At 27.0% G+C, this 14,199-nt stretch carries 20 protein-coding genes; 18 read left to right on the forward strand and 2 right to left on the reverse strand.

The window, feature by feature from the left end; all coding sequences use genetic code 11:
* Positions 1 to 306: 306 nt before the first annotated feature.
* From rpmH to J2Z42_RS13195, 13 genes are all read left to right on the forward strand, one after another.
* Entirely contained in the window at positions 307 to 441 is a 135-nt protein-coding gene (gene rpmH / locus J2Z42_RS13135; protein WP_182089634.1) for a 50S ribosomal protein L34, read from the forward strand.
* 54 nt (positions 442 to 495) lie between these two features.
* On the forward strand, positions 496 to 861 hold the full coding sequence (gene rnpA, locus J2Z42_RS13140; protein ID WP_209703229.1) for a ribonuclease P protein component: 366 nt from the start codon (positions 496 to 498) through the stop codon (positions 859 to 861).
* Positions 824 to 1,033, forward strand: a complete 210-nt coding sequence (gene yidD, locus J2Z42_RS13145) for a membrane protein insertion efficiency factor YidD (protein WP_209703230.1) — start codon at positions 824 to 826, stop codon at positions 1,031 to 1,033. Before rnpA ends, yidD begins: the two co-directional genes overlap by 38 nt.
* 17 nt (positions 1,034 to 1,050) lie before the next feature.
* Positions 1,051 to 1,698, forward strand: coding sequence for a membrane protein insertase YidC (locus J2Z42_RS13150; protein WP_209703231.1), 648 nt, complete (start codon positions 1,051 to 1,053; stop codon positions 1,696 to 1,698).
* 25 nt (positions 1,699 to 1,723) lie between these two features.
* Positions 1,724 to 2,350: an RNA-binding cell elongation regulator Jag/EloR gene (jag, locus tag J2Z42_RS13155; RefSeq protein ID WP_209703232.1), complete on the forward strand. Its 627-nt coding sequence runs from the start codon at positions 1,724 to 1,726 to the stop codon at positions 2,348 to 2,350.
* A gap of 50 nt (positions 2,351 to 2,400) precedes the next feature.
* The gene (mnmE, locus tag J2Z42_RS13160; RefSeq protein WP_209703233.1) at positions 2,401 to 3,780 is read left to right on the forward strand and encodes a tRNA uridine-5-carboxymethylaminomethyl(34) synthesis GTPase MnmE; all 1,380 of its coding nucleotides are present in this window, start codon (positions 2,401 to 2,403) and stop codon (positions 3,778 to 3,780) included.
* A 9-nt stretch (positions 3,781 to 3,789) separates the two neighbouring features.
* The gene (gene mnmG, locus J2Z42_RS13165; RefSeq protein WP_209703234.1) at positions 3,790 to 5,673 is read left to right on the forward strand and encodes a tRNA uridine-5-carboxymethylaminomethyl(34) synthesis enzyme MnmG; all 1,884 of its coding nucleotides are present in this window, start codon (positions 3,790 to 3,792) and stop codon (positions 5,671 to 5,673) included.
* Between the two features lie 17 nt (positions 5,674 to 5,690).
* Positions 5,691 to 6,413 carry a 16S rRNA (guanine(527)-N(7))-methyltransferase RsmG gene (rsmG, locus tag J2Z42_RS13170; protein ID WP_209703235.1) on the forward strand — a complete coding sequence of 241 codons (723 nt, stop codon included), beginning with the start codon at positions 5,691 to 5,693 and terminating at the stop codon, positions 6,411 to 6,413.
* A gap of 99 nt (positions 6,414 to 6,512) precedes the next feature.
* On the forward strand, positions 6,513 to 7,289 hold the full coding sequence (gene noc / locus J2Z42_RS13175) for a nucleoid occlusion protein (protein WP_209703236.1): 777 nt from the start codon (positions 6,513 to 6,515) through the stop codon (positions 7,287 to 7,289).
* Between the two features lie 219 nt (positions 7,290 to 7,508).
* A complete protein-coding gene (locus tag J2Z42_RS13180) occupies positions 7,509 to 8,276 on the forward strand; it encodes a ParA family protein (protein ID WP_209703237.1) in 768 nt (255 codons plus the stop codon).
* Positions 8,277 to 8,283: 7 nt separating this feature from the next.
* On the forward strand, positions 8,284 to 9,144 hold the full coding sequence (locus J2Z42_RS13185; RefSeq protein WP_209703238.1) for a ParB/RepB/Spo0J family partition protein: 861 nt from the start codon (positions 8,284 to 8,286) through the stop codon (positions 9,142 to 9,144).
* A gap of 56 nt (positions 9,145 to 9,200) precedes the next feature.
* Entirely contained in the window at positions 9,201 to 9,704 is a 504-nt protein-coding gene (locus J2Z42_RS13190) for a DUF4446 family protein (protein ID WP_209703239.1), read from the forward strand.
* 58 nt (positions 9,705 to 9,762) lie between these two features.
* Complete coding sequence (locus tag J2Z42_RS13195; protein ID WP_209703240.1) at positions 9,763 to 10,017, forward strand: YkuS family protein; 255 nt, start codon at positions 9,763 to 9,765, stop codon at positions 10,015 to 10,017.
* Position 10,018: 1 nt separating this feature from the next.
* Here the strand turns inward: J2Z42_RS13195 and yyaC are convergent, their stop codons facing one another.
* Both yyaC and ytvI read right to left on the reverse strand, forming a co-directional pair.
* Positions 10,019 to 10,612 (reverse strand): spore protease YyaC, encoded by a 594-nt coding sequence (gene yyaC, locus J2Z42_RS13200; RefSeq protein ID WP_209703241.1) that lies wholly within the window; start codon positions 10,610 to 10,612, stop codon positions 10,019 to 10,021.
* Positions 10,613 to 10,691: 79 nt separating this feature from the next.
* Positions 10,692 to 11,747: a sporulation integral membrane protein YtvI gene (ytvI, locus tag J2Z42_RS13205; protein ID WP_209703242.1), complete on the reverse strand. Its 1,056-nt coding sequence runs from the start codon at positions 11,745 to 11,747 to the stop codon at positions 10,692 to 10,694.
* A 199-nt stretch (positions 11,748 to 11,946) separates the two neighbouring features.
* Between ytvI and J2Z42_RS13210 the strand changes: the two genes are divergently transcribed.
* From J2Z42_RS13210 to J2Z42_RS13230, 5 genes are all read left to right on the forward strand, one after another.
* The gene (locus tag J2Z42_RS13210; protein WP_209703243.1) at positions 11,947 to 12,198 is read left to right on the forward strand and encodes a putative Se/S carrier protein; all 252 of its coding nucleotides are present in this window, start codon (positions 11,947 to 11,949) and stop codon (positions 12,196 to 12,198) included.
* Between the two features lie 14 nt (positions 12,199 to 12,212).
* Positions 12,213 to 13,100 (forward strand): mechanosensitive ion channel family protein, encoded by an 888-nt coding sequence (locus tag J2Z42_RS13215; protein WP_209703244.1) that lies wholly within the window; start codon positions 12,213 to 12,215, stop codon positions 13,098 to 13,100.
* Positions 13,101 to 13,103: 3 nt separating this feature from the next.
* Entirely contained in the window at positions 13,104 to 13,319 is a 216-nt protein-coding gene (locus J2Z42_RS13220) for a DUF951 domain-containing protein (RefSeq protein ID WP_209703245.1), read from the forward strand.
* A 113-nt stretch (positions 13,320 to 13,432) separates the two neighbouring features.
* Positions 13,433 to 13,720, forward strand: a complete 288-nt coding sequence (gene rpsF, locus J2Z42_RS13225) for a 30S ribosomal protein S6 (protein WP_209703246.1) — start codon at positions 13,433 to 13,435, stop codon at positions 13,718 to 13,720.
* Between the two features lie 12 nt (positions 13,721 to 13,732).
* Entirely contained in the window at positions 13,733 to 14,188 is a 456-nt protein-coding gene (locus J2Z42_RS13230; RefSeq protein ID WP_209703247.1) for a single-stranded DNA-binding protein, read from the forward strand.
* Positions 14,189 to 14,199 lie beyond the last annotated feature (11 nt).

Consider the following 14,199-nt stretch of genomic DNA (forward strand, 5'->3'; position numbering starts at 1 on the left):
TAATACATATATACAAAAGTATAATAAAAAAATCTTAATTTGCATTATTTGGATTTATAATTAGTGTTGACATTGTAGTATGGTGAATATATAATTTAATAGTAAAACTTTAAAATATTATAATTATGTGTTAATTTGATAATTAAGATTAGTTATAATAAGTTTAATACTGTTTAAAACATACAGATAAATATAATCATTAATAGTATAATTAATGATAATATAAAATATGTAGTATAGAAGGGAGGCGAAACTGCTAATTACATTAATATAATAGTAAAAGTTTATTAGCAGTTAAGTAGTATTATGTGGATGACATATCAGCCAAAGAAAAAACAAAGAAAAAGAGAACATGGTTTTAGAAAAAGAATGAGAACTCTATCTGGAAGAAATGTTATTAAAAGAAGAAGACAAAAAGGTAGAAAGAGATTATCAGCATAAGGGCCGCTTTTGTGGCCTTTTTCTGCAATGCAGAAAAAGAGGAGTACAACACTAATGTTTTATAAATTAAAAAAAAATGCAGAATTTAGGGCTGTTTATAGAAGAGGAAAATCTTTTTCAAATAAGTTGTTAGTGCTTTATATATACAGAAATAGAAAAAGTTTAAATAGAATGGGCATATCTGTAAGTAAAAAAGTAGGCAAGAGCGTTACAAGAAATAGAATTAAAAGATTAATTAAGGAAAGTTTTAGGTTGAATTGTGATAATTTAAAAGTAGGATATGACCTGGTATTTATAGCTAGAAAATCTTCAAATAATAAAACTTATTGTGATATAAATAATAGTGTTAAGTTTTTATTAAAAAAAGCAGGTTTGATAAATAATGAAGAAAAAATTAATTTATCTAATAAAAATATATAGAAAATATATATCACCTTTAAAACGACCAAGTTGTAGATTCTATCCGACTTGTTCAGAATATGCTTTGGAAGCATTAGAAAAGTATGGAACAGTAAAAGGTGGAATTATGTCCATAGAAAGATTAATAAGATGTAATCCATTTTGCAAAGGTGGATATGATCCGGTTAAATAATTTATCAGGAGGCTAATATGCATTATCTAAACAATGCGTTTGTACAATTTTTTGAGTATTTACATAGAGGAGTAGTTTCAGTATTTCCAAATCAAAATGTTTCTTATGGCTTAGCTATAATTTTAATGACTGTAATAATAAGGGTTATAATATTACCTTTGGGAATAAAGCAAATTAAGTCATCACTTATAATGAACAAAATTCAACCAGAGGTAAAAAAAATACAGGATAAATATAAAAAGGACCCACAAAAAGCTCAACAAGAAATGATGAAGCTTTATAAAGAAAAAGGAGCAAGTCCATTTAGTGGATGTTTGCCACTTTTAATTCAATGGCCTATACTTGTAGCTTTGTATTATGTTTTTAATAACCTTACTGGTATAAATGGAATAAGTTTTTTATGGATAACAAATTTGGGTAAATCAGATATTCCACTTTCAATTTTGTCAGGAATAACTACATTTTTATCAGGCTGGTTGATAATGCCTTCTGGAGATAATCCTCAAGCAAGCCAAAGTAAAAAGATGAATATAGGTATGGGATTTATGATGGTTTTCATAAGTTGGAGATTAAAATCGGCACTGGTGTTGTATTGGGTAGTTAGTAACTTGATTCAAATAGCACAAAACTTTGTTGTGAAAATGATAGAAGAGAAGAATGTTTAGTTAAAGCTTAGGGGGTGACTGAAGTATGAAGGTTTTAGAAGCAACCGGAAAAACAGTAGAAGATGCTTTAAAAGATGCCCTATTGAAGTTAAAAGTAGAAAGAGATAAAGTTGAAATAGAGGTTTTAGATTCAGGTAGTAAGGGTTTCTTAAATTTAATAGGAACTAGACCGGCTAAAATAAGGGTGAAAGTAAAAAGAGATTATATAGATGAAATAAGAACATTTATAAGAAAAGTTTTAAATCTTATGAAAATAAAAGCAGAAGTTAGAATAAAAGAAGATAATAATGTAGTAAAAATAAATTTAGCTGGATCGGATATGGGTATACTTATAGGATATAGAGGAGAAACTTTAGATTCGCTTCAATATCTTTTGAGTCTTATAGTTAATAAAAACCATGACATGGAGTATAAAAGGGTAGTTTTAGATACTGAAAATTACAGACATAAAAGGGAAGAAACATTAAAAAGATTGGCAAGAAGAGTATCTGAAAAGGTAAAAAGAACAGGTAAAACTGTAAAATTTGAACCTATGAATCCTTATGAAAGAAGGATAATTCATTCTACACTTCAAAATGATTTTTATGTAGATACCTATAGCGAAGGTCAAGAACCTTTTAGAAGAGTTGTAGTGAGTTTAAAGAAAGCCTAATTTGGCTTTCTTTTTGTTATTTAACGTTTATTTGAAATGGAGTGAGATTAATGAAAGAGTTTGATACTATAGCAGCAATTGCTACTTCTCCAGGAGAAAGTGGAATATCTATTATAAGAATTTCTGGTGAAAATTCACTTAAAATAGTTGATAGTATATTTAAAGCAAAAAACAATAAAAAATTATTAAATATACGCCCGTATTCAATGAGATATGGTTTTATATTTGAAAAAGATACTGGAGAATTATTGGATGAAGTTTTAGTAAGCTTTATGAAAGCACCTAAAAGTTATACTGCTGAGGATACTGTAGAAGTGAATTGTCATGGTGGTATCATTACTACAAATAAAATTTTAGACGAAATTATTAAATGTGGTGCAAGGCTTGCAGAACCAGGTGAATTTACAAAACGAGCTTTTTTGAATGGAAGGGTTGATTTAAGTGAGGCAGAAGCGGTTATAGATATAATAAGATCTAAAACGGAAGTTTCTATGAAGGCTGCATTAAAGCAATCTACTGGTAGTATTTCAAAGGAAATAAATCCATTAAGAGAAAAATTGTTAAATATAATTGCACATATTGAAGCTACAGTTGATTATCCAGAAGAAGACCTTGAAGAATTAACGGCAGACGAAGTATCTCAGGAACTTAAAGATATACTAAAACGGATTGATATTATGCTAAAAAATGCAGATCAAGGAAAAATAATAAGAGATGGTTTAAATACTGTAATAGTAGGAAAACCCAATGTAGGTAAATCATCTCTTTTAAATTCACTTATAAATGAAAACAGAGCAATAGTTACTGAAATTCCAGGAACTACAAGGGATGTTATTGAAGAATATATAAATATAGATGGAATACCTATTAAAATAGTTGATACAGCTGGAATAAGAGAAACTGAAGATGTAGTAGAAAAAATTGGAGTTGAAAAATCAAAGGAGAAAATAGGTGAAGCTGATTTAGTTATACTTATGCTAGATATAAGTGGAACTTTTAATAAAGAAGATAGAGAAATAGTAAATTTTATAAAGGATAAAAAATATATTATTTTATTAAATAAAAGTGATTTAAATGATAAAATAAACTTAGAAGAAGTTCAAAAATTAAATTCTCGTTTCGTAATAAAAACGTCACTAAAAACTGGAGAAGGAATAGATAAAATAAAGAACTGTATAAAAGAATTATTTTTTGCAGGAGAATTAAAGCCAAATAAATTTGTTATAACTAATTCAAGGCACAAAGAGGCATTAATTAGGACTAGAGAAAATTGTATTGAAGCTCTTGATACTCTAAAAAATACTCAGGCTATAGATCTTGTATCTATAGATATTAGAAATGCATGGATGAGTCTTGGAGAAATAACAGGTGATACTCTTGAAGAAAATATAATTGATAAGATATTCTCAAAATTTTGTTTAGGGAAGTAGGTAAATTATATGGAATACTTTTCAGAAAAATATGATGTTGTGGTGGTTGGTGCTGGTCATGCAGGATGTGAAGCTGGGCTTGCCTCAGCTAGAATGGGTTGTAAAACTTTAGTTTGTACTATGAATTTAGATAGCGTAGGGTTTATGCCATGTAATCCTAATATAGGAGGAACTGCTAAAGGTCATTTAGTACGTGAGATAGATGCATTAGGTGGTGAAATGGGAATAAATATTGATAATACTTTCATACAATCAAGGATGTTAAATACATCTAAAGGACCGGCAGTTCATTCATTAAGGGCTCAAGCTGATAAAAGAAAATACTCAGGCAGAATGAAAGAAGTGTTAGAGAAACAGGATAATTTATATTTAAGGCAGCTGGAGGTATTAGGTATAAAGATAGATGATACAGGAAAGATTTGTGGTGTGGTTACAAAGAACGGAGCATATTTTCAAACAAAAACTGTAGTTTTAGCTACTGGAACTTACTTAAAAGGTAAAGTTATCATAGGGGATGTAAGTTATAGCTCTGGTCCAAATGGTTTTATGCCTGCTAATGATTTATCTCAAAGTTTATTGGATTTAGGCATAGAGCTTAGAAGATTCAAGACTGGTACACCTGCAAGAGTGAATAAAAAAAGTGTTGATTTTTCAAAAATGATAGAGCAAAAAGGTGATAAAACAATAGTTCCATTTTCATTTATGACAGATTATTTGAAAAGAGAACAAGTATCATGTTATCTTACGTATACTACAGATGATACTATAAAAGTTATAAGGAAAAATATAGATAGATCTCCACTTTATAATGGATCTATTAAATCTGTTGGTCCAAGATATTGTCCATCCATTGAGGATAAAATAGTTAGATTTCCAGATAAGGATAAGCATCAGATATTTATAGAACCTGAAGGAGAAGATACAGATGAATTATATGTAGATGGTGCATCTACATCTATGCCTGAAGATGTGCAGATTGCTATGTACAAAACTATAACTGGACTTGAAAATGTAGAGTTCTTAAGAACAGGATATGCTATTGAATATGATTGTATAAATCCACTTCAATTAAAGCCAACTTTGGAGTTTAAAAAAATTCAAGGATTATTTGGAGCAGGACAGCTAAACGGAAGTTCTGGATATGAAGAAGCAGCATCACAAGGTATAATTGCTGGAATTAATGCTGCACTAAAATCCAAAGAAGAGGAACCTTTTGTTTTAAAAAGATCAGATGCATATATTGGAGTTTTAATAGATGATTTAGTTACAAAAGGAACGTTAGAACCATATAGAATGATGACATCAAGATCTGAGTATAGATTGATACTTAGACAGGATAATGCAGATTTGAGGTTAACAGAATTAGGTCATGAAATTGGACTTGTTACCGAAGATAGATATAATAAATTTATAAAGAGAAAAAAGGCAATAGAGGATGAGGTTGAGAGGATAAAAAAAGTACAAATTACGCCTAAACAGGATGTAATCGAGTTTTTAAATTCTTTAAATTCTTCGGAATTAAAAAAAGCAGAAACTATATATTCACTTATAAAAAGACCTGAACTTGATTATTTTAAACTTAAACCATTAGATCCAGATAGACCAGATATTAGTTTGGATGTTCAGGAAGAGGTAAATATTATATCAAAATATGAAGGATATATTAATAAACAGTTAGAGCAAATTTCTCAATTTAAAAAATTTGAAGATAAGATTATACCTAAAAATATAAATTATGAAGATGTGAAAGGACTTAGGATTGAGGCTACTCAAAAATTGAAAAAGATAAAACCAATTAGTGTAGGTCAAGCTTCTAGAATTTCGGGAGTTTCACCTGCTGATATATCTGTTTTAATGATTTATATGGAAAAAATTAAACGGCAAAATAATTAATTATTGGAGAAAATTATATGTTAGATTATTTTAATATTATGAAAGATGCGTGTACTGATGTAGGGGCTGATTTCGACAGAAAAAAATATGACAAATTTATAGATTATAAAAATTTGCTTCAATGTTGGAATAAGAAAGTGAACCTTACAACTATAATAGAAGATGAACAAATAATTAAGAAACATTTCATAGACTGTATAAAAATATTTAAATTTGTTCCACTTAAAAAAAAAGTTAATTTTATTGATGTTGGTACGGGAGCAGGATTTCCGGGAATTCCGATGAGTATAGTTAAACCTGATATAAATGTTATCCTTTTAGACTCTTTAGCTAAAAGAGTTAATTTTTTAAATGAGGTAATATCTAAATTAAAATTAAAAGGAATAACAACTATTCATGGGAGAGCGGAAGATATATCAAGAAAATTTGAATACAGAGAATCTTTTGATGTATCTGTTTCTAGGGCGGTAGCAAATTTATCAGTATTAAGTGAATTTTGTATACCTTATGTAAAATTAGGTGGATATTTTGTAGCTATGAAGGGACCTTCTGTAGAAAATGAAATTAAGGAAAGTAAAAATGCTATTTCTATATTAGGTGGCAAAATAGAAGACATTATTGAAGTAGAGATAGAGAAAAGTGAGTTAAGACACAATTTGGTAATAATAAAAAAGATAAAGAATACTCCAAAAGCATATCCTCGAAAAGCAGGAACTGTTTCGAAAAAGCCATTAAAATAAAAGTAATAATTTGTCGTACAAAATTTAAAAAATATAAGAGGATTTTAAAACATGGTGAAGAAATGTTAATAATAGAAGGTATAAGAGGGATGATTAAATATGCAAAGAAATATTAATTATATATCTGTTGATTTAATTTCACCTAATTTATATCAGCCAAGAAAATATTTTGATGAAAACAGTTTAGATGAATTAGCTCAATCTATAAAATCATATGGAATAGTGCAACCATTGTCTGTAAGAAAATTAGGTGAAGATAACTATGAACTAATAGCAGGAGAAAGAAGACTCAGGGCTGCTAAAAAAATAGGACTTAAAGAAGTTCCAGCTATATTAGTAGATATAACAGATAATGAATCTGCAGCAATAGCTTTACTTGAAAATTTGCAGAGAGAGAATTTAAATTTTCTGGAAGAAGCAGAAGCTTACTATAATTTAATAAAACATCATTCATATACACAGGAAAAATTGGCTGAAGTTATAGGGAAAAAGCAATCAACTATTGCAAATAAGATTAGATTACTTAAATTGAATGAAGAAATAAGATATATATTACTTGAAAATAATTTAACTGAAAGACATGCGAGGGCTTTATTAAAGCTTCCAACTGTTGAACTTCAAAAAAAAGTACTTAATGTTATATTAAAAAAATCATTGAATGTAAAAAGAACAGAGGAGTTAATTGAAAAGGAATTAGAAAAAATAAATAATAATTCATCTAATAAGAAAAGAAAAAAAATAAAAGGTATATTTTCTCCAAAAGTTTATATAAATACTGTAAAACAGGTATTTAATAAATATGGACTTAAAGCGAAGTATTCATCAGAAGAACTGGAAAATGAAATACAAATTAAAATAACGATCCCTAAAAAGTAAATTTTATAGTTATTCTATAAATAGTTGTTGAATAAGAGAAGTATTAAGATTGAAATACAATTCAATTTTAATACTTCTTTTATTGTATCTAAAATGTTTCACATGAAACATTTTAGGTAAATATTTTATTAATTCATTTTAAATTAACATCAAAAACTCTTTTATTATATAAAATAAAAATATATAATTAGAATTAAGTGGTTAAGGGTGGTGAATAATTTGAAGATAATTTCTATATTTAATCAAAAAGGTGGAGTTGGTAAGACAACTACTAATATTAACTTAGGTACATATTTAGCAATTAAAGGATATAGTGTTTTGAATATAGATATTGACCCTCAAGGGAATACTACTAGTGGATTAGGCTTTGACAAAAGTACTATAGATAATTCAGTATATGATATATTATGTTCTGATATAAAAATTGATGAGGTTATTAAAAAATGTGAATTGGTAGAAAATCTATATATAATTCCATCCACTATGGAATTAGCAGGTGCAGAAGTTGAATTAATTAACATGAGCGGTAGGGAGAATGTCTTAAAAAATAAAATTAAAAAGATCAGCAAGGATTTTGATTTTATTTTTATAGATTGTCCACCTTCTTTAGGAATTTTAACAATTAATGCTCTTGCTTGCTCTGATTCAGTTCTTATTCCAATTCAATGTGAATTTTATGCTTTAGAGGGAGTTGGACAATTAGTTAATACTATACAGCTTGTAAAAAAATCTTTAAATAAAAATTTGAAAGTAGAAGGTATAATTATGAGTATGTATGATGGAAGAACAAAACTATCTAATCAAGTATCAATGGAAGTAAAGAAATATTTTAAAGATAAAGTTTATAAAACTACAATACCAAGAAATATAAGATTAGCAGAAGCACCAAGTTTTGGGCTTCCCATAGCACTTTATGATGATAAATGCAGAGGTGCTAAAGCTTATGATGACTTAGCAGATGAGTTTTTACAAAGGCAAAAGAGGTGAGAATATTTTGAGCAAAATGTATGGTCTAGGTAGAGGACTTGGAGCATTAATACCAACAGATGTTTTAGAAAATGAGAATAATTTAGATAATATTAAAAAAGTAAATATAGATTTAATAATTCCAAATGAATCACAGCCAAGAAAAAATTTTGATAAAGATAAAATTCTTCAGCTAGCACAATCAATAAAGGAGCATGGTATAATACAACCTCTTTTATTAAATAAAAATAAAGATGAAAATAAATATATAATAGTAGCAGGAGAAAGAAGATGGAGAGCTGCTAAAGCTGCGAATGTAAAAGAAGTACCTGCTATCATAATGGATTTATCAAATAAAGAAATACTTGAAATTTCTTTAATAGAAAATATACAAAGACAGGACTTAAATCCTATAGAAGAAGCTATATCATATAAAAGATTAATTGACGATTTTGGATTAAAACAAGAGGATTTAGCTAATAGAATAGGAAAATCTAGAACAGCTATAGCAAATTGTATTAGATTATTGAATTTAGATAAAAGAGTACAGGAATATTTGATTAATGAATTAATATCTGAAGGTCATGCAAGAGCACTGTTATCTATTGAAAATAAAGATTTGCAATATAAACTAGCTACAAATATAATAAAAAATGGATTAAACGTACGACAAGTAGAAAAACTTGTTAAAGATATGAATCCTAAAAATCAAATAAAAAAACAAGAAGCAGATAAAATTAATCCTTATTATAAAAATATTCAGGACAAACTTCAGTATTTATTTGCTACTAAAGTAACTTTGAATGATAAAAAAAATAAAGGCAGAATAGAAATAGAATATTATTCTCAAGATGACTTACAGAGAATATTAGATATATTAAAATTATAAATAAGTGTTTATAATTAAATGTTTCATGTGAAACATTTAGACGGAAGGAGAAAAAAATGCAAGATATTTTAAAACTTATGGGAGAATTTCAACTATATATTATTGGTGCTATGTTTATAATAATTATAATAATGTTTATAATGATTATTACATCTTTTAAAGCACTAAATAAAGTTGAAAGAAGATACAAAAAATTTATGAGAGGTGTAGACAATAAAAATTTAGAACAACTTGTAACAGGTTATCTAGATAATATAGATGAAGTAAAAAAAGAAACTAATATAATGAAAAAAGAATTCAATCAATTAAAATTGGAATCTAAGAAATGTATTCAAAAATTTTCTATTATTAGATATAGAGCGTTTGAAGATGTAGGCAGCGATTTGAGCTTTTCAGTTGCAATTTTAGATGGAAATAATGATGGAATATTACTAACAGGGATATATGGAAGAAGTGAAAGTACAACTTATGCAAAACCTATAGATAAGGGTATGTCTAGATATGAATTATCTGAAGAAGAGAATCAAGTTTTACAAGAATGTATTAATAAAAAAATGTAATTATTGATATACATAAAGCGCCTCCTAAGGGGAATATTATCCTTAAGGAGGCGCTTTTATGAAAGTTTATGTTTCAGACGAGTTATCATTAATAGGTAAAGAGTTAAAAAATAGGGGATACGACATAATGACGAAAAAAAATGATATATTTGATGCTGTTATTTGTAATTTGAAAGATGGAGAATTAAATAAATTAAATATAAATAATAATATAAAAATAGGAGAAACAATAATAATCGATTGTGGGAAAAAAAATATAAATGATATAGAATATATTCTTAATAATAGAAGTTTTAATAATAAAATAAGCTAATCTAAATATTTTGTATGATTTTATTTTTAGAAGTATGAGATGATTTCCCGCCAACAGTTTTTAATATAGAATGGTATAAGCCTCTTGAAATTATCTCAGCAAGTTGCATAACTATAAATAGCCTAGTATTTTGCAAAACCATAAATTCCATTGTACCGGATATGTTTACTATTCCAGTTATACTTAAATCTCCTACTGTAGGAAGAGATTTATTTACTGCAGAGCCAGGATGTAAAGGCTTTTTTTCTATCATTATTTTGCCTACGTTCTGTAGTTTACCAAGACAGGCATCAATAGCTATTATATAATTATTCTCATATTTTAAATTAATTTCGTTTATGACTTCAGTAAGATTTTTTGCATGAACAGGTGTTTTTAAATTTCCATATATGTGTATTCTATCTCTAACAAGGAACTTTAGTTTATCACCTACTAATGGTCCAAGGCTATCTCCTGTAGATCTGTCTGTTCCTATGCATAATATTATTATGGTTTTACCAGATTTTATGATTGGGTATATTATAGTGCTTAAAGTATCCCTTAATACTGAAATAGAATTTTGTGAAGTAGAATCTATAATCATCTTTTTAAACATGTAAAAAACCTCCTATGTTATAAATTGTAACCATAGAAAGCTTTTTTATACACAGCTATTTTAACTTTTAAATAATACTTTATAATATATCAACTTTTTTTAATATATTATAAAATACAATTAGAAACATACAAAACAGTACTCCTATAAGGCCATTTACTTTTAAACCTATAAAAAGAGAGGCAAGTACGGCTACTGGTTGTATTCCAAGGGAAGAAGATACTAGTTTAGGTTCTATTATTTGTCTTATTATTGATACTATAATGTAGGATATAATTAATCCTGAAGCAGTTATATAATTTTTAAATATAAATAAATAAATTAGCGAAAGTGGAATATATATTGTTCCAATACCCAAAATAGGTAATATATCTGCTATTGCAGATACTATGCTTAATATTAATGCATATTTTATTTTAAATATCAAAAATACTGCAAATGTTTCTACAAATGTAATAGAAATAATTATTAAATAAGATAAAAGATAATTTCCAAGCATTTTTTTTGACTCAATGTAAATAGATAAAAATTTATCTGTTTTGTTAAAAGGTATTATTTCTAATATCTTGTTTTTTAAGTTAATCATGTTTTTTGTAAAAAAATATGTACTTAGTAAAGTAAACAATATTACCATAATTATATATGGTATTGTTGCAGCAAAGTTTATTACATAAGATACAATTTTGCCGGAGATTAATACTGCAATATTTGATGTTTTTGTAATGAAACTTGTAAAGTTTTTATCTAGAGCATTTATTATATAAGGATCTAAATTATTATAATATTTCTGTAATCTTTCAAATGAATTTAAGATATTATCGGAGTTTTGGGATATATATAGCTGAGTATTTTTACCAAGTTGTACTGCCTCTTGGGCTATATTGACTATTCCAAATGAAATAATAAGTAATATTATCACAAAAAATATTATTGTAGTAAATAATGAAGCTATAGATGGGCTAATTTTAAATTTTTTGTATATATAAGTTGTGGGTTTTTTAAGTATGAGAGCAAAAATAAGTGCTAAAACAAACGGAAGAGTGTAATTAAGTGTTGAAAAGAAAGTTATGAATAATGCTGAGTATATAATAAAAAATAGTATTAGCTTATTAAATTTATTTATTAATTCATCCATAGTATTTTAATTCTCCTTTTGTTTTATAAATTTAAAATAAAATTAAATAATAAAATATATTATTGTTGTATTATAGATTATAATAAGTGTAAGATTAATTATTATAGTTAACATTATAAACTAATAGTATGTTTGTGTATACATATACTGGAAATAAATAGAAAGGAGAACAAATTCAAAAAAAAGTTGAATTGTAATTATGAATAAATATTATATAATAACATTTAAAAATACTCATGATGCTATAAGTGGAGAAGAAATTTTGACACAAGAAAAAATAAATATAGAAGTAACTCCTACACCTGTTTTTATAACTAAGAGTTGTGGTATAAGTATAAGAGTTGATATGAATTGTATTGATAATGTTAAATTATTAATTAAGAATAACAATTTTCAATTTAAAAATATATATTTAAGAAATGAAAATGGATACAAATTAATAAATTTTTAAGGATGGTAAATTTAATGATATATGAATTATTTTCTATTTTTAAGATAACTACTTATGAGCATGGAATAAGAATAGGAAAATTTTCTATATCTGAGGATAATATATACAATTTTATTTCAGATATTGTTAAGATAGTGTTTATACTGTTACTTATGTATATTACAATAAAAATTGGTAATATAATTATAAATAGATATGTAAAAAAACAAAAAAATTTTAAAATTTCTTTAAATGATAAAAAGGCTAAAACAGTTGGGGCTATTTTAAAAAGTGTATTAAAATATTGCGTATATTTTTTTGGTATATTTGAAATAATTTCGACTATATCCTCCAAAGTAGGGGTAACCAGTCTTACTTTTGCTAGTATTGGTGGAGTTGCTGTTGGATTTGGAGCACAAAGCCTTATAAAAGATATAATAAATGGATTTTTTATATTATTTGAAGATCAATTTTCTGTAGGTGATTATATAGATGTAGATGATAAGAGTGGTGTTGTAGAAAGTGTAGAATTAAGGGTTACAAAAATAAGAGATTTCAATGGAGATTTACATATAATACCCAATGGACTTATTACGAAAGTTACTAATCATTCAAAGGGAAATGTAAAAATTGTAATTGACATAGATATTTCTTATGATGAAGATTCAGAAATGGTTATATCAAAATTAAATTATTTATGCAAAGAATTTTCAGAAAAAAATGAGTTTATTACAGAGGGTCCAAGTGTTTTTGGAATAACAAAAGTAAAAGATGGGGTAATTACAATAAGGGTTATAGGGAAAACAAAACCTATGAAACAGTGGGATACAGAGATAAAATTAAGGGAAGAAATAATTAAAGTTCTAAAGAAAGAGAATGTAAAAATGCCGTACAAAGAATTAAAAATTATAAAGGGGGACTAAATTTTGAAAAAAGTATTTTATATTGGTGATGTAGTTGAAATGAAAAAAGGGCATCCTTGTGGAAGTAATAATTGGGAAGTCATAAGATTAGGGGCGGATATAAAGATAAAGTGTTTGGGATGTGGAAGAATAGTAATGCTTCCAAGAAATAAATTTGAAAAGAGTGTAAAGAAAGTAATAAAACAAAATGTAGAAAATAGTTCTGATTTAACAAATTAGTAAAAAATTCTGCATATATATTGATTTAATAATGTATATATGATAAAATAAACTCTTGTAATCCCTGCTGTAAAAATTACAGCCGTTAGTCCAAGGGGAGGAGGTGAAATCTAATGAGAAAATATGAAACTATATTTATATTACATCCATCATTAGACGAAGAGGCTTTCAAAGCTAATGTTGAAAAGTTTAAAGGTGTAATAGAAAATGGTGGAGGAGTAATAGACAACGTTGATGTTTGGGGCAAGAGAAAGCTTGCTTATGAAATAAAAAAAGTTAACGAAGGATATTATACTTTAATAAATTTTAGTGCTGATCCTGAATTACCAAAAGAGTTAGACAGAATATTCAGAATTACAGATACTGTTATAAGGCATATAATAGTAAATGATGAAAAATAGGTGGTGTTTTGATTGAACAGAGTTGTTTTAATTGGAAGATTGACCAAAGATCCTGAGTTGAGATTTACACCAGGAAATGGTACAGCAGTTACCACCTTTACTTTAGCCGTTGATAGAAGGTTTTCTAAAGATGGACAGAGAGAAGCTGATTTTATACCTATAGTTGTATGGGGAAAACAAGCAGAATCCACAGCAAATTATATGAGCAAAGGTAAGCTCATAGGAATAAGTGGAAGAATCCAAACTAGAAATTATGAAGCTAAAGACGGTACGAGAAGATATGTTACTGAAATTGTTGCAGATGAAGTCCAATTCTTAGAATGGGGCGATAAATCTCAAGGAACAACAAATAATATGTCTTCTCGATCTGATAATTTTGGAAATGCTCAAAATTCTAACCAGGGTTTTGATGAAAATAACTATGGAGAGGATATAACTCCAGTTGATGATGGAGATATCCCATTTTAATAAGGTAAGGA

This window comes from Clostridium algifaecis, assembly GCF_017874415.1.
Classification (GTDB): domain Bacteria; phylum Bacillota; class Clostridia; order Clostridiales; family Clostridiaceae; genus Clostridium_B; species Clostridium_B algifaecis.

Coding starts and splice junctions, on each gene's coding strand:
- rpmH (WP_182089634.1), top strand. CDS start 307: ATGTGGATGACATATCAGCCAAAGAAAAAACAAAGAAAAAGAGAACAT.
- rnpA (WP_209703229.1), top strand. CDS start 496: ATGTTTTATAAATTAAAAAAAAATGCAGAATTTAGGGCTGTTTATAGA.
- yidD (WP_209703230.1), top strand. CDS start 824: ATGAAGAAAAAATTAATTTATCTAATAAAAATATATAGAAAATATATA.
- J2Z42_RS13150 (WP_209703231.1), top strand. CDS start 1,051: ATGCATTATCTAAACAATGCGTTTGTACAATTTTTTGAGTATTTACAT.
- jag (WP_209703232.1), top strand. CDS start 1,724: ATGAAGGTTTTAGAAGCAACCGGAAAAACAGTAGAAGATGCTTTAAAA.
- mnmE (WP_209703233.1), top strand. CDS start 2,401: ATGAAAGAGTTTGATACTATAGCAGCAATTGCTACTTCTCCAGGAGAA.
- mnmG (WP_209703234.1), top strand. CDS start 3,790: ATGGAATACTTTTCAGAAAAATATGATGTTGTGGTGGTTGGTGCTGGT.
- rsmG (WP_209703235.1), top strand. CDS start 5,691: ATGTTAGATTATTTTAATATTATGAAAGATGCGTGTACTGATGTAGGG.
- noc (WP_209703236.1), top strand. CDS start 6,513: ATGCAAAGAAATATTAATTATATATCTGTTGATTTAATTTCACCTAAT.
- J2Z42_RS13190 (WP_209703239.1), top strand. CDS start 9,201: ATGCAAGATATTTTAAAACTTATGGGAGAATTTCAACTATATATTATT.
- J2Z42_RS13195 (WP_209703240.1), top strand. CDS start 9,763: ATGAAAGTTTATGTTTCAGACGAGTTATCATTAATAGGTAAAGAGTTA.
- yyaC (WP_209703241.1), bottom strand. CDS start 10,612: ATGTTTAAAAAGATGATTATAGATTCTACTTCACAAAATTCTATTTCA.
- ytvI (WP_209703242.1), bottom strand. CDS start 11,747: ATGGATGAATTAATAAATAAATTTAATAAGCTAATACTATTTTTTATT.
- J2Z42_RS13210 (WP_209703243.1), top strand. CDS start 11,947: ATGAATAAATATTATATAATAACATTTAAAAATACTCATGATGCTATA.
- J2Z42_RS13215 (WP_209703244.1), top strand. CDS start 12,213: ATGATATATGAATTATTTTCTATTTTTAAGATAACTACTTATGAGCAT.
- rpsF (WP_209703246.1), top strand. CDS start 13,433: ATGAGAAAATATGAAACTATATTTATATTACATCCATCATTAGACGAA.